This window comes from Xanthomonas sp. NCPPB 4037, from assembly GCF_041475695.2.
Taxonomy (GTDB): Bacteria; Pseudomonadota; Gammaproteobacteria; order Xanthomonadales; family Xanthomonadaceae; genus Xanthomonas; species Xanthomonas campestris.
In genome coordinates, this window is the sequence record NZ_CM191261.1 from 2138402 (window position 1) to 2163934 (window position 25533).

Consider the following 25533-nt stretch of genomic DNA (forward strand, 5'->3'; position numbering starts at 1 on the left):
TTAGTTTATATGGGGGCGAATTCAACTCTGATTCGCAACGCGCTTGAGGACCTCCTCGGAGAAGACTTCGAGGGGCGTTTTGAATCCGAGTATCTTGCGCGGGCGATTGTAGAGTCGCTGCTCGATCCATCGCAGGTGCGCATCGGTGATGCTGCTGAAATCGATCTGTCGTGGCAATACTGGCGGGTCAATCCGTTGGCATTTTCGTTGCTGCCACGTTGCCATGCGCAGTCACCAGTTGACTGCGAGCGTTGGACGATCCAAGAGTGCTAAGGCCTACAGGGATAAGCAAAAGGAGTTGCTTGATCAAGGTAGGTTGATGGATGCTGTACAGATGGACGTTGATGACATCAGAGCTGAATTTGGCAACAAGTATGATGGCCATATTCAGCAAATGATTGATTATGCAAAGACATTGAACCTCGACGATTTTAAGGTTAAATGATCATGAATTTTGAACGACTAAGTTGTAGTGTTGGCCCAATCTCAAAAGGAATGGGTCGATCTAAGGTAAGGGAAATTTTGGGTGAATTTAATGAGTTTAATAAGAGCTCTCTTGCAAAAAATACTACCGATAACTTCTTCAATCATAGGGCTCACGTATATTATTCGGAAAAAAATATTGTTGAAGGCGTCGAATTTGTAAATGGGGCAAATGTTTCGATAAGTGGGATAAAAGTTTTTGATGAAAATTTTGAAGATTTTCTAAAAAAAGCCGCTGATAATGGATTGGTTATTGAGAGGGACGATCTTGGTGCTGTGCTTCCGGATATTGATGTTTCATTATTTTCTCCGGAGGGTGATTTTATAAAATCTGTTTATTTTGAAATGTGATGGTTGGTTTAATGTTGGATCGTAATGATGCTTGCCGTGATGTGAAGTTGACCCAATTCTGAGCATTAACCAAGTTCTAAGTCCAATTCCTATGCATGAAAAAGCATTTTTTCTTAAGAAATTAAGTCATCGGCCTCTTGCGTGAGGCCGAGGCGGCATTGTTGGGGCCGTAAGGTAGAGTTGAGTGGCAGAATCACCTGAACGTTGTGGCTAATTTGTCGCTATGGCTCTCACTGTTTCTGCTCCGGTTGCTGCTCAAGAATGTTACGTGCGGTGTTGGCTGCGTCATAGATGGCTTGGCCAATCGTTGGAAAAGTCTGTGCATCCAGGCAATCCGGTGCGGTCACAGCGATCACGTCGCCGTAGGCGGCGATGGTGCGCAATAAGCGTTCAAGTAAGTCGGTTTGGTCGAGCGTGAGACGAAAGACGACAGCAGGCTGCTTCATCGTTATTATTCTCTGCGGCGAAACGTGAGCGCATAAAAGTGTGTTGGCATGCGCGCTGAGCTTGATGCGGGTCGTACGCATGCTGTGCGGCACGTACTCAGTCTTTGTCCGCTACGCTTACGACTAGCTCGCCATCGCGCATGCGGATATTGAGTTTGCTGCCAATGGCAAAGCCCAGTTGCTCCAGCCAACGACCTCGCAGGCGGAGAGTGGGTATGCGTTGGCTACTAGCGGTGTAATAGCCATAGCCGACGGTTAGTTGCTGCGGTGGACGTGGGCGGCGTGGGGCACGTTGTTGTTTGGCGAGGTCGGCTGCGTTGGCAGCAGCGATCTGTTCGGGTGTGAGCATCGGAGTGAGCGGCGTCTCGACGATGCGCCAGACCGCGTCGCGGGTTGGCTGACGCTTTGCGCGCTTGCGGGTGGTAGTGGTGCGGGATGGCGGTTGACGCATGGCAAAGCCCTCCTGAACGAACAGGTGCCGTCGCTGATCAGCGACGGGATGTCGGGAGGTTAGAAACCGCTCATAGCCGGCGGGCGTATTCCTCCCGAAGGAGTGTTGTATTAGCCGCCCTCCCGACGCAGGCGTCGCGTCGGTTGCGCCTGCAAAGTACAGGCACAAAAAACCCACCGGTTTGACGGAGGTGGGTACCGCTATGAGAGGAGTTTCTACGCTCCTTGGTCAAGAGATTGCTACCCGTTACGAGCGATGTCAATGGCTTCGTCTTAAGTCAATTTAGATGCGATCCGTCATCACCTGATCAATACCGACCGCACGCTTCGTCCAGGGCGTGATTGCCGGCGCCGACGTCAGCATCACCGCCGGCAATTTGCTCAACCAGGGCCGCATCAGCGGCACCGGCGCTGTCTCGCTGGAAGCGCGCAACGACTTGCTCAACCAGGGCCAGATCCAGGGCCGCGATGTCGGGCTGCTGGCAGGCAACAACCTGATCAGTGAAGCAGCCAAGGCCATCAACGGAGTTGGCATTTTGTCCGGCATCAGTGCCAGCAATACGCTGCAGGTGGTCGCCGGCAACGACATGACCTTGACCGGCACCCGTGTGCAGGCCGATGGCAGTGCTGCGTTGATCGCAGGCAACAACCTCAGCCTCACGCCGAGCGCCTTGCGCAACGACAGCGGCCTTCTGCGCGGTGGCGATGCGGTGTCCGTCACCACCGGCCAGGATCTGATCGTCTCGGCAGGCAACGACCTGCAACTGCACGGCGTCACCATCAAGGCCGGCGGCAGCGCTGCACTGCAGGCGGGCAACAACCTCTCGCTGACCCCGACCACCGGCCTGGACGGCAAGGTGGCCACCCGCACCAACATCAGCACGGGCGACAGCCTGCAGCTGACGGCGGGCAACGACCTAACCATTCGCCAAGCCGAGGTCAAAGCCGGTGGCGACCTGATCGCGGCAGCAGGCAACAACCTCAACGTTGAGTCCGTCCTCAACGAGAGCGAGACCAATAGCTACAACAGCCGCAACGGCAAGACCCGCGTCACCACCACCACGACCACCCAGAGCATCGATCAGCAGGCGCTCACTGCCGGCGGCAATCTGATTCTCAGCGCCGGCAACGACGTCAATCTGGTCGCTGCCAAGCTGGACGCCGGCAAGGGGCTGGGCATCAGCGCTGGCAACGACATCAACGCCAGCACCCTGACCACGGTGGACACCAATGACACGCTGGAAACGCGCAAGCGCTTCAAGCAGACCACCGCGACCCGAGACGAAACCGTCTACGGCACCGAGTTCAGTGCCGGCGGCAACCTGGCCATGCAGGCCGGCAACGACATCAACCTGACCGCCGCCACGGCTGCAAGCAAGAACGGCGCTATCAGCTTGGCTGCCGGCAACGACGTCAACCTGCTCGCCGCCAGCGAGCAGCACGATGCCGTGCAGGACATGACCAAGAAGAAAAAGGGCACGTTCTCCAGCAAGACGACCACTACACATGATGAGTGGCAGGACACGCTGGCAGTTGGGACGTCACTGAGTGGCGATTCGGTTCAGATCGTTGCAGGTAACGACTTGCTGTCGAAGGGCACCCAAATCGTCGGCACTGGCGAGGTCACGCTTGCAGCAGGCAACAACCTGACCTTGGAAACCGCTCAGAACACACATAGCGAAGAGCATGACAAAGTCACCACCAAGTCCGGTCTGTTCGGAAGTGGCGGTATTGGGGTGACGCTCGGTAAGCAAAAGGTCACCACTGGCGCCGACATCGACCAGATCACGCATACCGGAACGACGGTCGGCAGCCTTGAGGGTGACGTCACCCTGGTGGCCGGCAACAAGTTGGTGATCACCGGCAGCGATGTCATGGCGCTTCAAGGCGACCTGACCGCGACCGGCAAGGACATCGCGATCACCGAGGTCTACAACGACACTGATACGGAACAGCGCAGCAAGTTTAGCCAAGGCGGTTTGTCGCTGACCTTGAGTTCGGCTGCGATCAGCCTGGCGCAGGCGGCAAACGACAGCTACAAGGCCAGCAAGGAGGTCAAGGGCGACAGTCGCATGGAAGCACTTGCGCTCGGATCGGCGGCCTACAGTGCATATGGCGCAGGTCAGGCCCTCGCACAGGCAGGCGGTTCGCTAGGCGGCAGCGCAAAAGATGCGGCTCAGGGCGCCAATCTGAGCATTGCCATCAGCATCGGCGGCAGCAAGAGCGAGAGCAAGAGCACGCAGACGGCCAGTGTCGCGCAAGGCTCCAAGCTCCAGGCAGGCGGTGACGTCAACCTGATTGCGACCGGTGGCGGCGACCAGAGCAACTTGTTGATTCGTGGTAGTGACATCAAGGCGGGCAATGATCTGCTGCTGGCAGCCGATCACGATGTACTCATCGAAGCAGCCAAGAACACCGCCGAGCAAAAAAGTACCAGTAAGAGCAGCAGCGCGTCGCTGGGTGTCGGCATCACTTACGGCCCGGATGGTGCCGCATTTGGCGTGATGATCAGTGCAGCTGGATCGCGCGGCAAGGCCAATGGCGAGGACGTGACCTACAGCAATAGTCATCTGGCTGCTGGCAACACGGCCACGGTCATCAGTGGCAATGACACCACGCTCAAGGGCGCGCAGCTGTCGGCGGACAAGGTGATCGCCGATGTCGGTGGCAATCTGAGCATCGAGAGCCTGCAGGACACCAGCACGTACGACAGCAAGGACAAGAGTGTTGGCGCGAGTGTGACCTTTGGCGCAGGGTTCAGTGCCAGCGCCAGCTATAGCAGTAACAAGGTCAGTGGCGACTTCGCGAGCGTGACCGAACAGAGCGGTATCCAGGCCGGCGACGGCGGTTTCAACATCCGTGTCGGCGGCAATACCGATCTGAAAGGCGCGGTAATCGCCAGCACCCAGGCGGCGGTGGATGCCGGCGTCAACCGCCTGCAGACCGGCACGCTGACCTATAGCGATATTGAAAACACCAGCAGTTACGACGCCAAAGGGTTCAGTCTGTCGGGCGGATATAGCAAGGGAACAGGCGACAAGAAGCAGCAAGGAGAAACCGGTCAGGTCCAGCCGACAGTCAACAACGGCGCAAACTGGTCGTGGCAGAACTTCCAGACTGGAAGCACCGGTACAGCGGCTGGCATTGGGAGCAAGAGTGGCGATGCGATATCGACCACCACCAGCGGAATCAGTGGTGGCAGCTTGCTCATCACCGACGAGGCTGGGCAACTCGCCAAGTCTGGTAAGACCGCTGCAGACGCATTGGCGGGTCTTAAGCGCGATGTGATCAGCGGCGATGACGCAGGTGGCTTGACCCAGCAATGGGATGGTCAGGCATTGCGTGACCAAGTTGCCGCGCAAGCGCAGATCACCGCCACCGCAGGGCAGCAGGCAACGAAGTTTGTTGGCGATTACGCACAGGGAAAAGTTGACAAGGCGGCCGAGCTCTATGCGGAAGCAGATGCAACCGGTGACGACAGCAAGCGGGCCGAAGCTGATCAGTTGATGAAGGATTGGGGCAATGGCGGCACGTTGCGTGTGCTGTCACATGCGGTTGTGGGTGGTCTGACAGGTGGCACAGAAGGAGCGCTAGGCGCAGCCGCAGGCACCGTGGCGGCACCGTACCTGGCAGAAGCGTTGGAGAAAGCCGGAATCAATAAAGCGGTGGCTGCCACGTTGACAGGGTTGTCAGCGAGCGCGCTAGGCGCTGCGGCCGGTGGTGCTGCAGGCGGTGCCGCAGCCTTGAATGAGGTGTCCAACAATTACCTCGGCCACCAAGAGCGGATGGAATATGCCACGGCCCTGATCGCTTGTTCCAAGTCTGGCACCCAGTGTGAACGCGCCGAGCAACTGAAGGCGCTGTCGGAAGAACGCAATCTCGCGTTGCGCGGTGCGTGTAGCGATCCAGCCAGCGGCGCATGCGCGGAGCAAAAACAGCTGGCCGCTGCAGCCATGCAAGATCAGCTCGATCACGCTGGGGAATACACCGCTTGGCTTGCGGGTCACGTGCCTGAGTTGGTTGGCCTGTTCAACTCCGACAAGGACGGTACACTGACCAAGGACTTCGTCACCCATGTGACGACTGCGGATCTTGGTCACAAACTTGCTTGCGCGACGGCAGGTGGGTGCAGCAACCAGGCCCTGGTTGCTGCGGCGCTGGGCGGCAGCATGCCCGTATCGATAGCAACCGCTGACGCCGCGCTACGTGCCGCACTTGGTGTTGGAGCAGGGGCTGTCGGAGCAAGGGAGCGTGGCGGTGACATGATCACCGGCGCTGTTGAACTGGCTCTGGGAATGAGTCCTGCTGGTCAAATAGGGAAATCGATTGATCAGCTAAGCTCTTTGTGGGGAAATGGTTACGCAGCTACCGCCGATAAGAACTTCAACGACGCAAAGGGCGCGTTGAATGCAATAAAAGCTGGTATCAGTGGCTATGCAGAGGATGTCGCATTTGCTGCCTACACAAACACGCACGGCTCCTGGGATATCTATGACATAGCCAAGGTGGGTGCAATCGGCGGCAAGGTCAGCGTTGACGTTCTCTCGCTCGTTGTTCCAGAGCTCTATGCAGGGAAGGGTGGTGTCGCCGCGAAGGCTGCCACAGGTGTGGGCGATGCGTTCAAAGCTGATGATGTAATCGACTATCTAAACTCTTTACGACCGAAGGAAGGCTCAGGGTCCCTAACGACGTCTTCCGCTGATGCCAAGGCAGGATTTCCTGGAAGTGCCGAGCACAAGGCTCAACGCTGGGAAGATTATCAGGCTAGAAATTCCGGAAATGACAAATCTTGGGACTATGAGCGTTGGAGTAAGCAGTATGACGTTAATATGCAGAACTCATCGGGCCCTCTGACGCGCGAAGCTGAATATAGAGCTGCGATTGGCGGAGAAAACCGTGTAATCCAAACTCCATATGGTCCGAGACAGATAGATGCTTTTGTTGACGATTCCAAGCTTCTGGTGCAAGTAAAAACAGGTCCCGAATCATTGACTACGATAAATTCGAAGCTTGGGGCGCGCTCAAACGAGATGGCTATAAAAAAGGATGCTTACTTGGTGCAAAACGGTTATCAGGTTGAATGGATCCTTGAGGCCGGGGCATCAAAACCTTTGTTGAATGCGTTGGAAAATGCTGGAATTAAGTATAGAATTGGGCCTCAGATAAAATGAGATAAGATGATGAAAAGTAAATCAAATTCAGGTGGCGATGAGTTAGAGAAGTTCCAAGAATTCATCTTTGGAATGGACGATGCGTTAGAGGGGCTTATTGCAGCGGCCGCCGCGGAAGGCATCTCGCTGGACTATTCCCTAGATAGCATAAATTCTCTAGAAATTCTTATTGATATCTTTTACGGAAAGCCAGGCGCAACAAGAAATCTGACTCGATGCTCCAGTTATTTGGGTGAAATGTTTAGAAGAGAGATCGGGGGGCATTGGGATCTCTGTCAAGACGATCCGCGTAACATTTACTACAAATTGCCAGTAATAACAAATTTCAGTGCGATCAGAGCTGATTTTTGCCCAATAGCAATTATCGAAAATTACATAACTAGACGTAGACGCGGATTACTTCGTGGAGCACTTGAGGTAAATCGTGAGTTTTCAAATAAAAATAAAGACAAAAATTAGATTTATTCAGAAGAGCGATACCGTTTGTGCAGGCTGGTGAAAGATATGGCCGCACAATGATGCAGGTTAGGACCTCAGCAACCTCAAGCGCCCGTTCTGACCACCAGCATGACCGGCAGTCAAGGCGTCAGCGTCAGCAACGGCGCCGTCGGCAGCGATGGGCGCAGAATCAGCGGCAGCGCGCTCAACGGCATCGGCGCATAGGGCGGCCTGAGCGGCCGTACCCGCCAGAGCGCAGCAACTGTCGGTAGCCAGGCGGTGACCGGTCGTGCCAGCGGCAGCGCCGGCAGCATCCGCGTTGCGACAGCGACCACCGGCAGCACCGGCACGCACGTCGACGCCACCACGCAGGACGCCGCGCTCGCCACCTCGGGCGGCATCGTCGCTATGTCAGTCACACCGGTGGTGTCCCGACGTCCCCCCGCCCTGAGTAGCGGCCTGGTTTAGAGTCCGGGGTTGATGATATCGGTGTTTGCCAGATGTTGGGCATAAGCAGCCGGGGTCATGCCGCCGATTGCTTTCTTGGGTCGGTCCTCGTTGTATTCGCGTCGCCAGCGTTCGATTTCGGTGCGCGCGTGCAGTAACGTCGGGAACCAGTGCTCGTTGAGGCATTCGTCGCGCAGTCGGCCGTTGAAGGATTCGACGTAGGCGTTCTGGTTCGGTTTGCCTGGCTGGATGAGCCGTAGTTGCACATTACGGGCATGCGCCCAAGCGACCATCGCCTTACCGCAAAACTCCTTGCCGTTGTCAGTGCGGATCACCTTCGGCAAACCGCGACTGTGCGCCAGTCGGTCCAGCACGCGCGTCACCCCGTGCCCGGAGATCGCGCGCTCCACTTCGATGGCGACCACTTCGTGGGTTGCATCGTCCACGATCACCAGACACTTGATCACCCGGCCTTCGGCGGTGCGGTCGAACACAAAGTCCATCGACCACACCTGGTTGGCCTGCGCTGGCCGCAGCAGCGGTTGACGCTCGCCTATTGGGACCTTCTTGCGCTTGCGGCGGCGCACTTGCAGCTGCTGCTCGCGGTACAACCGTTCCACACGCTTGTAGTTCACGATGCGCCCTTCTTGCCGCAATTTGAGATAGATCATTCCCACGCCATAGCGGCGATGGCGATGTGCCAACGCACAGATGCGTTCGCGCAGTTCGCCATTGCGATCTTCGCGCGGGCAATACCGCAGTGCACTGGCGCTCATGCCGATCACTGCCAACGCACGACGCTCGCTGGCACCACGCCCGATCCATTCGCGCACCAGCGTCCGACGCGCCGGTGCGCTTACCACTTTTTTCGCAGTGCATCCTTGATCAGGTCGTTCTCGAACAACTGCTCGGCCAGCAACTTCTTCAGCCGCGCGTTCTCGGACTCTAGGTCCTTGAGCCGCTTGGCATCGGGCACGCTCATCCCACCGAACTTGCTGCGCCACAGGTAGTACGAGGCCTCGCTGAAGCCATGCCGCCGGCACAGGTCCTTGATGGCGACGCCGCTTTCGGCTTCGCGCAGAAAGCCGATGACCTGCTGGTCAGTAAAACGTTTCTTCACGTCCAATCTCCTCGGGGTAGGGAATTGGACTCCAAACTGAGGCGCTACTCAAAATTGGGGGGACGTCGTGGCTGCGCAATACTTGACCAAAACACTCTACGGCGATGATCCACGTGCCATCGACCCGGTATCGGGGAAGTTCAATCCGAACCTGCTGCCGGAACAGGACAAGCAGATGCTGGTGGCTCTGTCGCAGGCGGCTGGGGCTATCGCTGGCGGTTTAGCTGGCGGCAGCTTGCTGGACGCTGGCATTGGCGCTCAGATAGCGGGCAATGCGGCAACAAACAATGCCATGCTAAGCGTGGACGAAGTTGCTCGCATTAAAGAAATGGCGAACGGCGATCCGGAAGCCGAAAAGCGACTATTAGCGGCCGCTTGCTCCAGAAAGAAGTGCGCTAATGGCCTGAACAGCAGCGACCCGTATTATGCGATTTGGTCTGCTTTGCAGACTGAAGGAGACAAGCCGGAATATCAGGGCGAGAAGGACTGGCTAAGTTGGCAGTCTCAAACAATAAACTATCCTTCAGGCTCTATGACAGACGCTTTGAGCGGAGTTAGACAAGGAGCAAACGTACCGCTTTTTAACTATACCCCTTTTGACGCGCTTGCAGACTGGTCCTCTAGGAATAATGTAGGAACTCGTACCCTGGGTGGACTGCAAATGTTCGGAGGAGCTGCTGAGGTCGCAGGTGCTTTCGTTGCCGCTCCGATCTGCACGACTGGATTTGGCTGCTTTGCAGTTGGCTACGTAGGATTTTCCGGCGCCGACAATGCCATTAGGGATGGTCTGATCAACGGCGTCGGAGGATGAGCCTAACCACATCGGCCGGGCTGACGGCGCTCAGATCCTCGATTTTTTTGCCGTTTCCGGCGCGTTTGCAGGGTGTTGCCTGCGTTACAGGCGCACGCTCCCCATAGCAGGCAATAACTGCTTTCGCTTCATCCACAGGTTTGACAGCGCAAACAGCGTCAGCACCTGCGCGGTGTTCTTCGCCAAGCCGCGATAGCGGACCTTGGTGTAACCGAACTGGCGCTTGATCACCCGGAACGGATGCTCCACCTTCGCACGCACGCTGGCCTTGAAGTGTTCCCAACGCTGTTCCCGAGCACGCTCCCGCTTGTTGCCGATGGCTTGCAGCGTCGAACGCCTGGCGGCAATGAAAAATGCAGCCTTGCAGGTCTGCAGTTCTTCGCGGTTGTCCGCACCGGTGTAGCCGCTGTCGCCGAACACGCTGTCTTCTTTGCCATGCAGTAATGCGTGCGTCACCGTGACGTCGGCGACATTGGCGGCTGTGCAATGGACGTGGTGCACCAGCCCGGAAAATTCATCCACGCCGATGTGCGCCTTCATCCCGAAATACCACTGATTACCTTTCTTGGTCTGATGCATCTCAGGGTCGCGCGCATGGTCGGCATTCTTGGTCGAACTGGGTGCAGCGATCAGCGTCGCATCGACGATCGTGCCCGACCGCAGGCTCTGCCCCTTGCGTGCCAGATGCGCGTTGACCGCTTCCAGCATCCGCGCGGCAAGGCCATGGGTCTCCAGCAGGCGCCGAAAGTTGAGAATCGTGGTCTCGTCCGGAACGTTGTCCAAGCCACCGAGCTGGGCAAAGCGCCGCAAGGTCGGAATCTCGTGCAGCGCTTCTTCCATCGCCGGATCGCTCAGCGCATACCACTGCTGCAGCAGATGAATCCGCAACATCGTCGCCAGTGCATACGGCTGCCGACCTGGCCGCCCCGAGACCGGATAGTGCGGCGCGACCAGCCCGAGCAGTTGCTGCCACGGGACGACCTGCTCCATCTCGGCCAGGAAGATCTCTCGGCGGGTCTGCTTGCGCTTGCCCAGGCCCTCAGCGTCACCGAACGTCAGTTGCATGGATCACTCCTCAACATCAGGCGGGTAGTGTCGCGTATTTGTGGTGCGTTGTTCAGAGGTTCCTTAGCGGCTCAAAGACTCTTTTTGGAGGAGTATCAACTCCGACTTTAGGTGGTCGTGCGCTTCAGATGCTCGGGCTTTCGGAAGGTGCAGCTGAGCTCGTCTATGGGCTTACGCAGTTGGCGCCTTCGGTTTCTGTTTCAAAGGGCTTGGATGCTGTTAACAAGGCTAATATTTCGTTGAATGAAATTAAAGCCATAGAAAAGCAGGTAGCTGAAATTAATTTGGCGCGAACTCAGCTTTCTTCACGAATTGCTGACCTGAGAGGAGCCCTTTCTGGTGGGGAAAGAACTGGGGGTAATATGGGGATCGCGCAGATTGATATCCCAGGAATTCCTGCTACCATGGCCGCATCGAGTCGTATTGATGTCCCTACTAAACAACAAGCGCAGTTGGGGTTCGTAGGTCAGGTTCCGGAAGTGTTTGAAAGCAGCGTGGTAAATACTGCAGCTTCGTTTCCGGTGCATCGAAGCGCTGACTCAGAAGCGAAAATATTGAACAATATTGCCAGTGTGCTAGGGGAGAACACTTCCGCAAAAGGGGTTATAAATCTTTTAACCGAGCGGCCGCCATGTTCAAGTTGCGCTAATGTGATAGATCTTTTTAAGGCAAAATATCCGAACATAAAACTTAATATAATGGATAGTGGTGGGGTAATCCGCCCGAAAAAAGGAGTTAGTAATGTTGCACGAAGAGAGGGTTGATTATAAAACCTTAAAGAGCTGGGCTCTTGAAGCCTATTATGATGGGTGTCGCGACTACGCTATTGCTAAAGGATTGCCGCACAGTCACGTCATGGGATATGTTTTATACGCGTTTGAAGATGGCTTTGAACGCCCTTTAGAAAATCTAATGTGGGAAGTTATTAACTATATACTTTGTGGTGGGTGGTTTCAGGAGGGCGGTGAAGTCCTTTATAAAAGAATTAAAGAAAAGATGGAAAGTGATGGGATCGAAGAGATTTTTAGCGAGTTGACTGGGGAGGAGCGAGAGGAGTTTTTGCGAGACCTTAAAATAATTAATTCTGAAGCAAATAAATTCCCGATTAGCCCTGGCTCTCAGTCTTGAAGATTTCCTGCAATGCGATCTTCTACGAATATCACTTGGAAATTTTGCAGCGCCGCATGCACTCTTCACCGATTAAATAACGGGGTCAGGTCTAATTGGTAGGCTAATCTGACCCTGCCTTCGGCCGAAGGCAATGCCGTGCTGCTCGCCAGCAAGGACATCGTGTTCGATGTCGCGCACAATACCCAGTCCAGCGGCAATGCCAGCACCGGCAAGGGCTGGGGTTTCAACAATGCGGCAGGGTTGCCTTACGGCAATTACAACCAGCAAGGCACCGGCAACGGCCAGACCGACACCATCACCGGCACCCAGTTGTCGGTGGGCGGCAACGCCAGCCTGACCACCACACAAGGCGACATCACTCTGACGGCCAGCAATATCGCCGCGCAGGGCAATGTCAGCATGCGTGCCGCAGGCGACCTGACCATCCAAAGTGGCCAGGACATCCTGGGTAATGCCAACCAGTCCACCAGCAAGGGCATCGGCACGGTGGTCATTTCCGACACCGAGCGCTTTGCCGGCTACAACAAAAAGAACCACACCGACGACAACGCCCAGGTCTCGCAGGTGGCCAGTAACGTCGGCAGCCTGGGCGGCAATGTCAGCCTGACCGCAGGCGGCGCGTACACCCAGTCGGCCAGCAATGTGGTTGCGGCCAAGGACGTGGACATCACCGCCGCCTCGATCCAGTTGCTGACCGCCAACCAGAGCAGCTCGGCCTCGCAGCAGGACGATGACCTGAAGATCGGCGCCTTCGCGCGCATCAAGTCCCCGCTGATCGATCTGATCAACAACGTGGACGATGCGCGCAAGTCCGATGGGCGCTTGGGTGCGATGCAGGGCATGGCGGCAGCAGCAAATGCCTATCAGTCGGCCAGTGCGATCAGCAGCATGGCCGGTGGCGCAGGTAGCGGCTCGCTGCTCAGCGTTGAAGCCGGCGTCGGCTTTGCAACCAGCGAGAGCAGCTTCAACAGCAGCAGTCAGATGTCGCAGGGCTCCACCATCACCGGTGGTGGCAATGTCCTCCTGAAAACCACCGAAGGCGACCTCCGCATCGTGCAAGGCAACATCAAGGCCGGCGACACGCTGAGCCTGGACTCGGCGCGCGATCTGGTGCTGGAAGCCGGCAGCTCCAGCAATACCGAGCAGAGCAAGGGCAGCAACGCCGGGTTCGAGGTGGGCGTCGGCGCATCGGTCGGCGCGCAGACCGGCGTGTACGCATACGTGCAGGCCAGCGCAGGCAGCCACAAGTCGAACGTGGACGGCAGCACCTGGCAGAACACGCAGCTGGCCGGCCAGAACATCGTCCTCAAGTCCGAAGGCGATACCACCTTGCGCGGCGCAGTGGTCAAGGGTGACAGGATCGATGCACAGATCGGTGGCGACCTGACCATCGAATCGCTGCAAGACAAGCTTGACATCCAGTCCAAGGAAAGCAGTGTGGGTGGCCGGGTGCAGGTCTCAGCGGGTACCGCTTGGGATGCCAGCGGATACGCAAGCGGCGCCAAGGCCAACGGCAACTACCTGGGTGTCGTCGAACAGTCGGGCCTATTTGCAGGCAGTGGCGGTTACCACGTCACTGCCGGTAACGTAAACCTGATCGGCGGCGCGATCGCCAGTACCAATGCCGGTGCCAGCGAACTGACCGCCGACTCGCTGACGTTTACCGATCTGAAAAACCAGATGGACTACAGCGCCTCGTCCGGCAGCATCAGCGGCGGCTTTGGCAGTACCGGCACCCAGAAAACCGACGACAACGGCAACCCGGTCCAGCAGAGCACTGGCGAACAGTCTCGCGACATCGGCAACAACATCGCCAGCGGCAACTACGGCAAGGCCAATACCGGCAGCTTCATGCCGGGGGTGCCGATGAGCGAAGGCGGCAGCGACACGACGTATACCCACGCCACGCTGACCGAAGGCACCATCAAGATCGGTGGCAAGACCACCACGGCAGCGGCCACCGGCATCAACACCGATGCCAGTGCCGCGCATGAAGCCGTTGCGACGTTGCCGGATGTACGCAAGATCCTGGGTGAGCAGCAGGCGATGGCGGCGGCAGCCGGCACGGTCATTGCAACTGGCAAGCAGATTGGCGATGACATTGCAGCCGCGGCAGAACGTAAGGCCGATGCCATCGAAGCGACGTACATCGAAGGCCTCGACACGCAGGAAAAACAAGACGCCTTCAACGCGTTGACAGCCGATCAGCGTCGTGACGCATTCATGCAGAGCGACCCGGACTACGGCGCCGCTTCCGAAGCGAAGCAGCATTGGGGCGTCGGCGGCGACTACAGCCGTGCACTGCAAGCGGTGACCACCGTTGTGGTGGGCGGTGTGTCAGGCCAAGGCGCCGGCCAGGTCGCCAGCAACGCATTGGCACCGTACGCGGCGCAGCTGATCGGCAGAACATTCGACCCAAACCACGGCAGCAATCCCAACGCAGCATTGCAATTGGTGTCGCACGCGGTGCTTGGTGCGGTACTTGCGGAGGTAAACGGCGCGTCTGTGACCGGCGGCGCGCTGGCAGGGGCCAGTGGCGAGTTGGCCGCCCAACACCTCACGCTAGCGCTTTACCGTGACGATCCCCGCGCATACGGCCCGGATGGAAAGTTCGACCCCAACCGCTTGCCGGAAGCGGATAAGCAGACGATCGTAGCGCTATCGCAGGCTGTAGGTGCGTTGGTAAGTGGGATCGCCGGAGGCGATTTGCGGAACGCATCGTTGGGGGTGTCGACTCCCCACAATTCAATGCCAGCCAAAACTAGAGGTCTGCGGTTGTTGTTGATCACGGAACTCGGCGGGCGTTAGGCCGCCCAGGCTGTCGTGTGGGATTTGCTGGTTGTAATCAGCAAGCCAGTGTTCGGTCTGTTCGCGGACCTCGCTCAGCGTGCGGAAGATGTGCATGTCCAGCACGCCGCGCCGGTAGCTGCCGTTGAAGCGTTCGATGAAACCGTTTTGCATCGGCCGTCCCGGCTCGATGAAATCCAATGCGATACCTTTGCGCTCGGCCCACTCGGCCAAGGCCAACGCGACAAACTCCGGGCCATTGTCCAGGCGAAGTTTGCCGGGGTAGCCGCGCCAGGCTGCGATGCGCTCCAAGGTGCGGATGACGCGGGCGGCCGGAAGATTCAAGTCCACTTCGATCGCCAAGGCTTCCCGACTGAAATCGTCGATGACATTGAACGTGCGGAAGCGTCGACCATCCCACAGCGCATCGGACATGAAGTCGATCGACCATCCTGCATTGGGGCCTGCTCCGCATGTCAGCGGTTGTGGATGACGCGTCGGGACCCGGCGCCTGCTGCGACGACGCTGATTGAGCTTCATCAAGCAATACACGCGCCAGACCCTCTTGTGATTCCACACATGTCCGCGACGGCGGATGATCTGAAAGAGCTTTCCAAAACCACGCTCGGGAAAGCGTTCGGCCAATTCGGACAACAGCGCAATGACCTCCTCATCCCGATCTGGACGACGCCGATAGCGCACTGTCGAGCGCGCCACGCCAACCACCGCACAGGCCCGGCGCTCGCTCCAGCCATGCTGCTCGATGAGCCAGGCAAGAAGCGGGCGCTTATGCGCCGGGTCTACAGCTTTTTTGCGATGACATCCTTGAGTGCATGGTTTTCCATCGCGAGCTCGGCATACATGCGCTTGAGCTTGCTGTGCTCGGTCTCCAGGTCGCGAAGGCGCTGCACGTCAGCTGCCTCCATGCCACCGTACTTGGACTTCCAGACGTAGTACGTCGCGTCGGAAATGCCCAGCTCACGGCACACATCTTTGACCTGGCGGCCGCCGTCCACCTGCTTCAGCGTGGCGACAATCTGGCTCTCGGTGAACTTGCTCTTGCGCATCGTTGGTCTCCTTGGTGGCTAGTGTGCCCGGAGACCTCTAACTATGGATGGATCAATTTTACGGGGAGTCGACAGCAGCACTGGGGCGTCGGCGGCGACTACAGCCGTGCACTGCAAGCGGTCACCACCGTCGTGGTGGGCGGCGTCTCCGGCCAAAGTGCTGGCCAGGTCGCCACCAATGCATTGGCACCTTACGCTGCGCAGCTGATTGGCAAGACCTTCGATCAAAACCACGGCAGCGATCCCAATGCCGTTTTGCAGGGCTTATCGCATGCAGTCCTGGGAGCAGTCCTTGCGCAGGTCAACGGCGGCTCCGTGGCAGGCGCCAGTGGCGAGCTGGCGGCACAATACTTGACCAAAACGCTCTACGGCGACGATCCGCGTGCCATCGACCCGGTGACGGGGAAGTTCAATCCGAACCTGCTGCCGGAACAGGACAAGCAGTTGATCGTGGCACTCTCCCAAGCGGTGGGCGCGCTGGCCGGCGGAATGACGGGCGGCAACTTGAAGGATGCACTGGTGGGAAGTGGGATTGCTGGAAATGCGGTGGAGAACAATTTCTTGGGGAACGCACAGAAGCAGCGGCTTGAATCGTTGCGTGCCAAATCCGAAGCGAATGGATTGACACCGCAACAAGCAAAAGAATTGGTCATCCTGGGTGTCAGTGACCAAGTGAGCGATGGTTTACTGGCGAGGTATCGTGCCGGCGAGCAACTGACTGCAGCGGACACGGAGAACCTGAAACTCTATCTTGGCGCCTATGCAGCCCAGAACGGAATCGATGCGGCAAGTGACCTGATCAAGAATGGATCGGTATCGACATCTGGATTTCCTTACGCTGATAACCGGGTCAGGTTCTAAGGTATCCCCACGTTTTACACCGTAAGCATCATCTGCTCGCGCACTGCCGCAGGCAGTGCGCGCAAGCGCCCTATCCACCGTGAGACGGGTTCCATCGGCCACTGCCTGACCAGCGCTTCTCGGCCGATGCGTAGCGTGGAGTAAAGCTTGCGTGTGCTGTTGCGAGGAGACAGCCACTGGGCGATACCGGTCGCTTCGCATCCCAGCCCCGCCAACCAGCTGGCGAATGCAGCCAACGTATTGATCAGCAGCAGGATCTGCAGTCGCTCGCCGCGTCGGGTCAAACTGTCTTCCAGCGCCTGGCCGTAGCGATGTGATTTTAGATCGCGAAATGCCAGTTCGATCTGCATCCGTCGTGCGTACACATTAACCAACTGCTTTGCGCTGGGTGCCTGCAGCTGCGGGGATGCAACGATCAGCCAAGGCTCGCGCTCACGCGCTGCGGCCTTCAGACTCGATGACGCACGTGAGGCTTTGGCGGGTGAGCGGCGATTGCACTGTTTGCGCCCTTGCCGTGCCTTGGCGTAAATCACCAACCTGCAATCGAGTGGATCGCTGCGATTGGCCTGCATCGGCGGTAACTCGCATGCACGATTGGACGCCAACACATGCAGTTTCCGGCTGTCGATCCACTGATCTGCTTCATCCCGCACGTCCTGCGGCTTGACTTGCGTGCGCCCGCGCAGTCGCCCAACCCAACACCAGCCCATGGCCGATACAGCGCGGAACCACGGTGTCCGGAAGCCGGCGTCAGTGACCAGGATCGGGCAAACATCGTCCGGAACCATTGTCCTCAGTTGTTGCAAGAAGTGTCTTTCTGCACCAGGCGATCCCTGCTGCTTTCCTGGCACTACCATATCCAGCAAGGTGAGCGTGCGGCCGCCCACCGGCACCGCTGCGCGCAGCAGACACCACGATTTGTCTGGCTTCAGATCGCTCCAGTCGATGACGATTACCGGCTGCGCGCCGCGCAGCAGCCAGTGCGCCATCTCGTGGTCGATCACCGATCGCTCGACCTGCAAATTGCGATTACTCAACAGGCGATCAACTGCCTTGAGCGGCGCGCGCACCCGCAGTGCGCTCGGCCACGAACGTGCGATGTCCATCAGTGTCAGCCTGCGTCCGTGCAACAACGCCTCGACCGCATGCAGCAACGCGCGTTCGCGCAACGCATGCATACCGGACAGTGAGTTGAGCAGGCACTTCTGCAATACTTCGCTGGCGCGCATGGTCGTCAACCTTCTCTGGCTTAGTCACCTTGAAGATTGCGCCATGCGCGCACTTTCTTCCAGGCAATTATGTCGCAAGTGATTGATCTGCCAGGAGGAAATGTGGGGAAACCTCAGGGTCAGGTTCACTTATCAAGTGAGCCGGCGTCAGTTTAACGACTGGCAGCCTCGCCTAAAGTTGATTCATCCATGATCACAGGTCTGCGCTCTGTTTGCATCGCCTGGACAGTCCATGTGGCAACGTGCACCACATCCGGATGCCTGAATAGCATGCGCTCACTTGCTAGCTGTATGGAGATGTCGATGACAAAGAAATCGCGGTGGCTTGGACTGGTGGGCTGGTTGGTGCTCTGCTATCTGGTGGCGGCCTTGGGAGCGGCGGCGTCGATCCAGGCAGCCAGCTTCTACGCTGGATTGCAACGGCCGGGCTGGGCACCGCCGGGGTGGTTATTTGGGCCGGTGTGGACTGTGTTGTACGGGATGATGACAGTGTCGGTGTGGTTGGTCTGGCGGCGCGGCGGGTGGGGCGGGGCGCGCGGTGCGCTGAGCGTGTTCGTGTTGCAGCTGGGGCTCAATGGGTTGTGGAGCTGGCTGTTCTTTGCGTGGCACATGGGGGCTTGGGCGTTTGCCGATATCGTGGCGCTCTGGTTGGCGCTGGTGGCGACCATCGTGACGTTCGCTCGTTACAGCCGTGGTGCTGCGTGGTTGTTGGTTCCCTATCTGCTGTGGGTCAGCTTTGCGGCGGCGCTGAACTATGCGGTATGGCAGCTCAATCCTCAGCTGCTTGGGTGAGCGGGCTAAGGTCCACGCGGCATGCTTGGGTCGCCCGGCTGCGTTGACTCTGTGGTGGGCGCTGCGCGCGTAACGAGCGCAAACAATGACGGGGCCATTCCAATTCCGCGAAAGACCTCGAAATGCTCAGCTGGCGTGTCGTCGCCATGGGGCCCAGAGTCATTGCTTGCCGCTGGCTGTCATCGGCCTGCATCAGATCATTGGAGCCGCCGAAGTCCTAACTCTGCTGTAAAGCGCGCGACCCATTCGCTAGAAGCGAGCTCTGTGGAGCGCGCGACCGAGTCGCCAAGAGCGACGCCCGAAGCCAGGTCTCACAGCTGCCAAGTTGCGCAGCGATCGACTCCGCGGCCATCAGAAAAGTTTCTATAGCAATCAATCGCTTGTGGTGGCTTTGCTTAAATCTTTGTCCTGCAAGGCTTTCTGCAGGCGGGTGACGTGGCGCGCAGCGCTTGCAACCCGGCCTGCTTGACAGGCTTCACCCCGGTGATGTCTTTTGGATGCATGCGTAACGCCTTCGCCACCGCTTGTCCCGTGATGCCGCCGATGCGGCGGGGTGCGGGCGTGGCCGGCATTACCACCGCCACCATTCGCCCGGTGCGGTCCGTCGTCTTCGCGTAACTTCCGAAAACAACGGCCCCGCACCCGGATCAGGATGCGGGGGTCCCCCTCTCTCACCTGAAGCGGACGGGGCCTCCCAACGAGGTCTGTCGATGTCATCGCCTGTCGTTTCGTTTGAACCCGCAGCTGTCCCAACGCCTTCCGCCCGCACCGTGGTGCATAAATTCGGTGGCACCTCGGTTGCCGATGCCGAGCGTTACCGGCATGTGGCGCAGCTGTTGCTGGCACGCGATGAGACCGTGCAGGTGACGGTGGTCTCGGCGATGAAAGGCGTGACCGATGCGTTGATCGAGCTGGCCGAACTGGCCGCGCAGAATCGTCCCGAGTGGCGCGAGCGCTGGCACGAAACGCGTGCGCGGCATCGCGGTGCGGCGGTGGCGTTGCTGGGCGAGCATTCCGGGCCCACCGTAGAGTGGTTGGACGAGCGCTTCGAGCATCTGTCGCAGATCCTGGCGGCGCTCGCAGTCATCGGCGAGCTGCCGCGCGAAGTGCTTGATCGCGTGCAGGGGCTGGGTGAGGTGTATTCCGCGCAGCTGCTTGGCGACCACTTTCGTGCATTGGGCGAAGACTGCGCAGTGCTGGATGCACGCGATGTGCTGGTGGTCAATCGTGGCGAGCTGGGCGTGGATGTGGACTGGGCGGTGAGCGCGCAGCGGCTGGACACCTGGCGGCAGGCGCATCCGCAGACGCGGGTGGTGGTCACCGGGTTTGTCGCGCGCGATCGCGGCGACCGCATCACCACGCTGGGGCGTAACGGCAGCGATTATTCGGGCGCAATCTTCGCGGCCTTGTTCGATGCTCACGAGCTGCACATCTGGACCGATGTGGATGGGGTGCTCTCGGCCGATCCGCGCGTGGTGCCCGAGGCGGTGCAGCTGGAAACCCTGAGTTACGACGAAGCCTGCGAGCTGGCCTATTTCGGCGCGAAGGTGGTGCATCCGCAGACCATGTCGCCGGCGATCGAACGCGGTTTGCCGATCATCATCCGCAACACCTTCCAGCCAGAACATCCGGGCACACGCATCACCGCCAGCAGTGCGGTGAGCGGGCCGATCAAGGGGCTGACGCTCAGCCCGGATCTGGCGGTACTGAATCTGGAAGGCACCGGCCTGATCGGTGTGCCGGGGACGGCCGAGCGTGTGTTCGCGGCGCTGCGCACGGCGCAGGTGTCGGTGGTGATGATCTCGCAAGGCTCGTCGGAACATTCGATCTGCTGCGTGGTCAAGCAGCATGAATCCGAGCGTGCGCGCAATGCGCTGCTGCAGGCATTTGCGCACGAACTCACGGTTGGCCAGGTGCAGCGCGTGCAGTTGACCACCGGCATCAGCGTGCTGGCGGCGGTGGGCGATGGCATGGCCGGGCAACCGGGTGTGGCGGCGCGCTTGTTCGAATCGCTGGGCCGCGCGCAGGTCAATATCCTGGCGATTGCGCAGGGTTCGTCGGAGCGCAACATCTCGGTAGCGATCGATGCAGCGCATGCCACCAAGGCCTTGCGCGCGGCGCATGCCGGTTTCTGGTTGTCGCCACAGACGTTCTCGGTGGGTGTCATCGGGCCGGGCAATGTGGGTGCGGCGTTGCTGGATCAGCTGCGTACCGCGCAGCCGCAACTGCTCGGCAAAGCCAACCTGGATCTGCGCCTGCGCGGCGTGGTCTCGCGCGGGCGCATGTTGCTGGAAGAGCGCAGCGTGACCGGCGATTGGCGCGATGCGTTTGCAGCGGCCTCCAAGCCCACCGATCTGGAGCGCTTCACCGCGCATCTGCTCTCCGCGCACCTGCCGCATACGGTGATCATCGATTGCAGCGGCAGTGCGGAAGTGGCCGACCGTTATGCAGGCTGGCTGGCAGCCGGCATCCATGTGGTGACGCCGAACAAACAGGCCGGCTCCGGCCCGTTGGCGCGCTATGAAGCGATCCGTGCCGCCGCCGATGCCAGCGGTGCGCGCTTCCGCTACGAGGCCACGGTCGGCGCCGGCCTGCCGGTGATCACCACGCTGCGCGACCTGGTCGATACCGGCGATGCAGTGACCTCGATCGAAGGCATTTTCTCCGGCACGCTGGCGTGGCTGTTCAACAAATATGACGGCAGCGTGCCGTTCTCCGAGTTGGTGACGCAGGCGCGCGGCATGGGCTACACCGAGCCGGACCCGCGCGATGACCTGTCCGGCGTGGATGTGGCACGCAAGTTGGTGATCCTGGCGCGCGAGGCGGGGCGGGCGATCAGCCTGGACGATGTCAGCGTGGAAAGCCTGGTGCCCGAGGCGTTGCGCCAGGCCAGCGTGGATGACTTCATGGCACAGCTGCAGACGGTGGACGCCGGCTTTGCGCAGCGGCTGGCCGACGCGCATGCGCGCGGCAACGTGCTGCGCTATGTCGCGCAACTGCCGCCAGATCGCGCCCCCAGCGTGGGCCTGGTGGAATTGCCCGCGCACCATGCGTTCGCCAATCTGCGTCTGACCGATAACGTGGTGCAGTTCACCACGCGCCGCTACTGCGAGAACCCGTTGGTGGTGCAAGGCCCGGGCGCAGGGCCGGAAGTGACCGCGGCCGGCGTGTTTGCCGATCTGCTGCGCGTGGCGGCGGGCGAGGGGGCGCGCTTGTGAATCAGATGGTGGACATGAGCCAGGCCGTGCCTGCCGCACGTGGCCTGCGCGAGGCGCGCGCATTTGCGCCGGCGTCGGTGGCCAACGTGGCGGTGGGCTTCGACCTGTTGGGCTACCCGCTGGATGGCGTGGGCGACACCGTGACCGTGCGCCGCATCGACGCCCCGGTGGTGCGGATTGCCGCCATTCGCGGCACCACCGTGGCGTTGCCGCTGGAGGCCGAGCGCAACACCGCCGGCGCGGCGTTGATGTCGCTGCGTGCGGCATTGGCGCTGCCGTTCGGCTTTGAACTGGAGATCGACAAGGGCATCGCCTTGAGTTCGGGCATGGGCGGCTCCGCTGCCTCGTGCGTGGCTGCGCTGGTGGCGGTGAATGCCTTGCTGGACACGCCGGTCAGCACCGACCAGCTCTATCAGCACGCGCTCGATGGCGAAGCGGTGGCCAGCGGCAGCCGGCATGGCGACAACCTGGGGCCGTTGTTCCTGGGCGGGCTGGTGCTGTGCACCTTGGAGCGGCTGGTGCCGATCGTAGTGCCGGAGGCGTGGCACAGCCTTGTTGTACATCCCGAGGCCGTGCTGGAAACCCGCCGTGCGCGCGAGGCGCTGGCCGGCGACTACCGCCTGAGCGAGTTCGTGGCGCAGAGCACCAACCTGGCGCTGGTGCTGGCCGGCTGCCATGCCGGCGATGCGGACCTGGTCCGCGCCGGCCTGCGCGATGTGCTGGTCGAGCCGCGGCGCGCGCCCTTGATTGCCGGCTTTGCGCAGGCCAAACAGGCCGCGCTTGCGCATGCCGCGCTGGGCGCCAGTATTTCCGGTGCCGGCCCCAGCGTGTTTGCCTGGTTCGAAACCCGCGCGGCTGCCGCGGCGGCGGCGCCGGCGGTGCAGGCCGCATTCGCCGGCGTGGGCCTGGACAGCCAGGCCTGGGTGACGCCGATCAACAGCCCCGCGGCACGGCTGCTTGCATGAGCCAGCGCACGCGTTGTTCGATCAGGCAGCAGCGGTGCGCGCAGCAGGCACGCACCGCGATGCCATGTTCAGCCGACCACCACGTCGCTGATCTGCATGACTGGCGCGAGATCGGTGTAGTTGGCGATATCGGCAAGAATCTCGGCCGCGTGCGGCCCGAAGCTGCCGTTGAAGGCCTCGACCGAGTCGCAAAAGATGTGGCACATCCCGATGTAAGGCGGCGTGCTGCCCGGCTCACCGCCGCTGATGCCCTTGTCCACCGTGTAGCTGAGGCAGGCCGCGCCCATGCGCGCGCTCACCAGCGGCATGTGGGTGTCGCTGTAGTAGGTGTGGTCGAAGCGGGCGCCATCGCGGTACGGGTACATCACACTGACCTTGATCATTTGCGGGCTCCACGGGAAGGTGCGCGCAGCATAGCGCCGCGCCGGCAACCCCGTGCGACCGCCTGGCGGCGCGCCGCGACACCCAATGCCGCCGCTCACCCGCAGCATCCGCCTTTCTCGTTGATGGGCGCTGGCCCGTTTCCGCTCTGCCTGGAGTCCGCATGATGTTCATCTCTACCCGTGGCGCCGCACCTGCCGTGAGCCTGAGCCAGGCGATCGCCGCCGGCTTGGCCCCGGACGGCGGCCTGTACGTGCCGCAGACCCTGCCGCCGGCGCGCACCCTGCAGGCCGGCGCAACGCTGGCCGACACGGCCACCACACTGCTGCAGCCGTTCTTCGAAGGTGACGCGCTGGCAGGCGAGCTGGCGGCCATCTGCGCCGAAGCGTTCGATTTCCCGGCGCCGCTGGTGCCGCTGGCCACGCCGGGCGACTACGCGCTGGAGCTATTCCATGGCCCCACCGCGGCCTTCAAGGATTTTGGTGCGCGGTTTCTGGCCGCTTGCCTGACGCGGCTGCGGCGCGCCGAAGACCGCCCGCTGACCATTCTGGTGGCTACCTCCGGCGATACCGGCGCGGCCGTGGCGGCGGCGTTCCATCGGCAGCCCGGCCTGCGGGTGGTGGTGCTGTATCCGGATGGCCGCGTGTCGCCGCGGCAGGCGCATCAGCTGGGCTGCTTCGGCGACAACATCCAGGCATTGCGTGTGGCCGGCACCTTCGACGACTGCCAGGCCATGGTCAAGCAGGCCTTGAACGATGGCGAGCTGCAGGCGCAGGTACCGCTGAGTTCGGCCAATAGCATCAGCCTGGGGCGGCTGCTGCCGCAGATGAGCTACTACGCGCACGCAGCGCTGCAGCACCACGCTGGCGCCGCGGCCGCATTGAACCTGGTGGTGCCTACCGGCAACCTGGGCAACGGCCTGGCCGCGATCCTGGCACGCGCGCTCGGCGTGCCGCTGGGCCAGATCGCGCTGGCGTCCAATGCCAACCATGTATTGCCCGACTATTTCGCCGGCGACGACTACGCCCCGCAACCCAGCGTGGCCACCGTGGCCAACGCGATGGACGTGGGCGCGCCCAGCAATTTCGAACGCCTGCGTTGGCTGTATGGCGGCGACGATGCGGCGCTGCGCGAAGCGTTCCGTGCGCTGTCGGTGGACGACACGGCGATCCGCCACACCGTGCAGCAACGCTTCGCACGCTACGGCGAGGTGCATTGCCCGCATACCGCCACCGCCGTGCACGTACTGGAGCAATTGCGCGTAGAAGGGGCCGAGGGCGGCACCGGCGACTGGGCGGTGGCGGCCACGGCGCACCCGGCCAAATTCGAGGCGGTGGTGGAGCCGCTGATCGGCCGTGCAGTGGAGATCCCGCCGGCGCTGGCGGCGCTGTTGCAGCGCCCGGCGCATGCCGAACCGCTGGCACCGGACTACCTGGCGTTCCGGCAGCGTCTGCTGGCGGATGCGCCCTGACCGAACACGTTCAGCCAGCCGGGGTTGGAAACCGGGCCGGATGCGGCTATCTCTAGGGGGTGCGGGCCCACGTGGCACCGCGTCCCTGTGGGTTGTTGCATGTCTTATCGATTGATCGCCGTTGCCGCCGCGCTATGCGGATGGGCAACGGCCGGCACGGCGGGTGCCGCCGACGCCATCGCTGCCTCGCCTGTGTCGCCCCTGGGCACACCGCAGGCCGGCCTGGTCGATGCACTGGCCCGCCAGGCACCGGCGCTGGACCGGCAGGTCCTGGCCCTGGCCACCGAAGCCCTGCAATGCGCGCGTCAACGCCAGCAGGTGGGCACCGAACGCGTGCTCAGCGTCATCGACTACAGCCGCCCCTCCACCGAGCGGCGGCTGTGGGTGTTCGATCTGGCTCGCCAGCGGCTGTTGTTCGAAGAGTGGGTGGCGCATGGGCGCAATACCGGCAACAACCTGGCGGCGAAATTCTCCAACGACGACGGCAGTTTCCAGTCCAGCCTTGGCGCCTTCACCGCGCAGGAGGCCTACACCGGCCACAACGGCTACTCGCTGCGCCTGAAGGGGTTGGAGCCTGGTTTCAACGACCATGCACGCGACCGCGCGATCGTGATCCACGGTGCGCCGTATGTCAGCGAAGCGGTGATCCGCAGCCAGGGCCGGCTGGGCCGCAGCCTGGGGTGCCCGGCGGTGCGGCCGGCGGTGGCCAAACAGTTGATCGATACCTTGCGCGAAGGCGCCTTCGTGTTCGCCTATTACCCGGACCGTGCCTGGTTGCGCCAATCGCGCCTGTTGAGTGGCGGTTGCGGCGCTGCCGTTGCCAGCGTGGGTGGGCTGTAGGAGCGCTGC

19 protein-coding genes and 4 pseudogenes are annotated in these 25533 nt (G+C 60.6%); 15 read left to right on the forward strand and 8 right to left on the reverse strand.

The features are described 5' to 3' along the window. Positions 1 to 21: 21 nt before the first annotated feature. Positions 22 to 230 (reverse strand): annotated as a pseudogene (locus tag ACCQ01_RS09580) (transposase); the annotation flags it as partial. On the opposite strand from ACCQ01_RS09580, the gene ACCQ01_RS09585 reads away from it, so the two are divergent. Together ACCQ01_RS09585 and ACCQ01_RS09590 are read left to right on the forward strand one after the other, a co-directional pair. Further along, positions 224 to 445 carry a hypothetical protein gene (locus ACCQ01_RS09585; protein ID WP_228432373.1) on the forward strand — a complete coding sequence of 74 codons (222 nt, stop codon included), beginning with the start codon at positions 224 to 226 and terminating at the stop codon, positions 443 to 445. The pseudogene ACCQ01_RS09580 and the gene ACCQ01_RS09585 sit on opposite strands and share 7 nt — an antisense overlap. A gap of 2 nt (positions 446 to 447) precedes the next feature. Beyond that, positions 448 to 834 carry a hypothetical protein gene (locus tag ACCQ01_RS09590; RefSeq protein WP_147308924.1) on the forward strand — a complete coding sequence of 129 codons (387 nt, stop codon included), beginning with the start codon at positions 448 to 450 and terminating at the stop codon, positions 832 to 834. A gap of 230 nt (positions 835 to 1064) precedes the next feature. Here ACCQ01_RS09590 and ACCQ01_RS09595 read toward each other — a convergent pair whose 3' ends face one another. Together ACCQ01_RS09595 and ACCQ01_RS09600 are read right to left on the reverse strand one after the other, a co-directional pair. After that, positions 1065 to 1280 (reverse strand): hypothetical protein, encoded by a 216-nt coding sequence (locus ACCQ01_RS09595; RefSeq protein ID WP_228432372.1) that lies wholly within the window; start codon positions 1278 to 1280, stop codon positions 1065 to 1067. A 97-nt stretch (positions 1281 to 1377) separates the two neighbouring features. Further along, on the reverse strand, positions 1378 to 1731 hold the full coding sequence (locus ACCQ01_RS09600; protein WP_116891620.1) for a SymE family type I addiction module toxin: 354 nt from the start codon (positions 1729 to 1731) through the stop codon (positions 1378 to 1380). 475 nt (positions 1732 to 2206) lie between these two features. On the opposite strand from ACCQ01_RS09600, the pseudogene ACCQ01_RS09605 reads away from it, so the two are divergent. From ACCQ01_RS09605 to ACCQ01_RS09615, 3 genes and pseudogenes are all read left to right on the forward strand, one after another. Beyond that, positions 2207 to 6901: pseudogene (locus ACCQ01_RS09605) on the forward strand (hemagglutinin repeat-containing protein); the annotation flags it as partial. A 9-nt stretch (positions 6902 to 6910) separates the two neighbouring features. After that, the gene (locus ACCQ01_RS09610) at positions 6911 to 7360 is read left to right on the forward strand and encodes a hypothetical protein (RefSeq protein ID WP_228432369.1); all 450 of its coding nucleotides are present in this window, start codon (positions 6911 to 6913) and stop codon (positions 7358 to 7360) included. Positions 7361 to 7456: 96 nt separating this feature from the next. Next, a pseudogene (locus ACCQ01_RS09615) lies at positions 7457 to 7804 on the forward strand (hypothetical protein); the annotation flags it as partial. Here the strand turns inward: ACCQ01_RS09615 and ACCQ01_RS09620 are convergent. Next, a pseudogene (locus ACCQ01_RS09620) lies at positions 7804 to 8906 on the reverse strand (IS3-like element IS1404 family transposase). The pseudogenes ACCQ01_RS09615 and ACCQ01_RS09620 sit on opposite strands and share 1 nt — an antisense overlap. 82 nt (positions 8907 to 8988) lie before the next feature. On the opposite strand from ACCQ01_RS09620, the gene ACCQ01_RS09625 reads away from it, so the two are divergent. After that, positions 8989 to 9717: a VENN motif pre-toxin domain-containing protein gene (locus ACCQ01_RS09625; RefSeq protein WP_228434326.1), complete on the forward strand. Its 729-nt coding sequence runs from the start codon at positions 8989 to 8991 to the stop codon at positions 9715 to 9717. An 84-nt stretch (positions 9718 to 9801) separates the two neighbouring features. Here the strand turns inward: ACCQ01_RS09625 and ACCQ01_RS09630 are convergent, their stop codons facing one another. After that, the gene (locus tag ACCQ01_RS09630; RefSeq protein WP_144421975.1) at positions 9802 to 10782 is read right to left on the reverse strand and encodes an IS5-like element IS1646 family transposase; all 981 of its coding nucleotides are present in this window, start codon (positions 10780 to 10782) and stop codon (positions 9802 to 9804) included. 128 nt (positions 10783 to 10910) lie between these two features. On the opposite strand from ACCQ01_RS09630, the gene ACCQ01_RS09635 reads away from it, so the two are divergent. From ACCQ01_RS09635 to ACCQ01_RS09645, 3 genes are all read left to right on the forward strand, one after another. After that, positions 10911 to 11546, forward strand: a complete 636-nt coding sequence (locus ACCQ01_RS09635) for a deaminase domain-containing protein (RefSeq protein ID WP_228434329.1) — start codon at positions 10911 to 10913, stop codon at positions 11544 to 11546. Beyond that, the gene (locus ACCQ01_RS09640) at positions 11524 to 11910 is read left to right on the forward strand and encodes a hypothetical protein (RefSeq protein ID WP_228434332.1); all 387 of its coding nucleotides are present in this window, start codon (positions 11524 to 11526) and stop codon (positions 11908 to 11910) included. Before ACCQ01_RS09635 ends, ACCQ01_RS09640 begins: the two co-directional genes overlap by 23 nt. Positions 11911 to 12048: 138 nt before the next feature. Further along, positions 12049 to 14721 carry a hemagglutinin repeat-containing protein gene (locus tag ACCQ01_RS09645; protein ID WP_323370350.1) on the forward strand — a complete coding sequence of 891 codons (2673 nt, stop codon included), beginning with the start codon at positions 12049 to 12051 and terminating at the stop codon, positions 14719 to 14721. Here ACCQ01_RS09645 and ACCQ01_RS09650 read toward each other — a convergent pair. After that, a protein-coding gene (locus ACCQ01_RS09650; RefSeq protein WP_503257963.1) for an IS3 family transposase occupies positions 14659 to 15767 on the reverse strand; the annotation gives its coding sequence in 2 pieces (ribosomal slippage) (positions 14659 to 15506 and positions 15506 to 15767; 1110 coding nt in all). The genes ACCQ01_RS09645 and ACCQ01_RS09650 overlap by 63 nt on opposite strands. Before the next feature lie 21 nt (positions 15768 to 15788). On the opposite strand from ACCQ01_RS09650, the gene ACCQ01_RS09655 reads away from it, so the two are divergent. Further along, complete coding sequence (locus tag ACCQ01_RS09655) at positions 15789 to 16628, forward strand: VENN motif pre-toxin domain-containing protein (RefSeq protein WP_372358867.1); 840 nt, start codon at positions 15789 to 15791, stop codon at positions 16626 to 16628. Between the two features lie 14 nt (positions 16629 to 16642). On the opposite strand, the gene ACCQ01_RS09660 is transcribed toward ACCQ01_RS09655, so the two are convergent. Further along, the gene (locus ACCQ01_RS09660) at positions 16643 to 17857 is read right to left on the reverse strand and encodes an IS4-like element IS1481A family transposase (protein ID WP_372358868.1); all 1215 of its coding nucleotides are present in this window, start codon (positions 17855 to 17857) and stop codon (positions 16643 to 16645) included. Positions 17858 to 18160: 303 nt separating this feature from the next. Between ACCQ01_RS09660 and ACCQ01_RS09665 the strand changes: the two genes are divergently transcribed. The 3 genes from ACCQ01_RS09665 (at position 18161) to ACCQ01_RS09675 (ending at position 22832) form a co-directional block, all read left to right on the forward strand. Continuing rightward, on the forward strand, positions 18161 to 18649 hold the full coding sequence (locus ACCQ01_RS09665) for a TspO/MBR family protein (protein WP_372358869.1): 489 nt from the start codon (positions 18161 to 18163) through the stop codon (positions 18647 to 18649). 710 nt (positions 18650 to 19359) lie between these two features. Next, entirely contained in the window at positions 19360 to 21867 is a 2508-nt protein-coding gene (gene thrA, locus ACCQ01_RS09670) for a bifunctional aspartate kinase/homoserine dehydrogenase I (RefSeq protein WP_100665527.1), read from the forward strand. After that, positions 21864 to 22832: a homoserine kinase gene (locus tag ACCQ01_RS09675; RefSeq protein WP_228433423.1), complete on the forward strand. Its 969-nt coding sequence runs from the start codon at positions 21864 to 21866 to the stop codon at positions 22830 to 22832. Before thrA ends, ACCQ01_RS09675 begins: the two co-directional genes overlap by 4 nt. A gap of 68 nt (positions 22833 to 22900) precedes the next feature. Here ACCQ01_RS09675 and ACCQ01_RS09680 read toward each other — a convergent pair whose 3' ends face one another. Then, complete coding sequence (locus ACCQ01_RS09680) at positions 22901 to 23215, reverse strand: EthD family reductase (RefSeq protein ID WP_029217002.1); 315 nt, start codon at positions 23213 to 23215, stop codon at positions 22901 to 22903. Positions 23216 to 23379: 164 nt separating this feature from the next. Here ACCQ01_RS09680 and thrC point away from each other — a divergent pair, with 164 nt between their 5' ends. Next, entirely contained in the window at positions 23380 to 24684 is a 1305-nt protein-coding gene (gene thrC / locus ACCQ01_RS09685) for a threonine synthase (RefSeq protein ID WP_228433421.1), read from the forward strand. A 99-nt stretch (positions 24685 to 24783) separates the two neighbouring features. Then, positions 24784 to 25524 (forward strand): murein L,D-transpeptidase catalytic domain family protein, encoded by a 741-nt coding sequence (locus ACCQ01_RS09690; protein WP_228433419.1) that lies wholly within the window; start codon positions 24784 to 24786, stop codon positions 25522 to 25524. Positions 25525 to 25533: the final 9 nt, after the last annotated feature.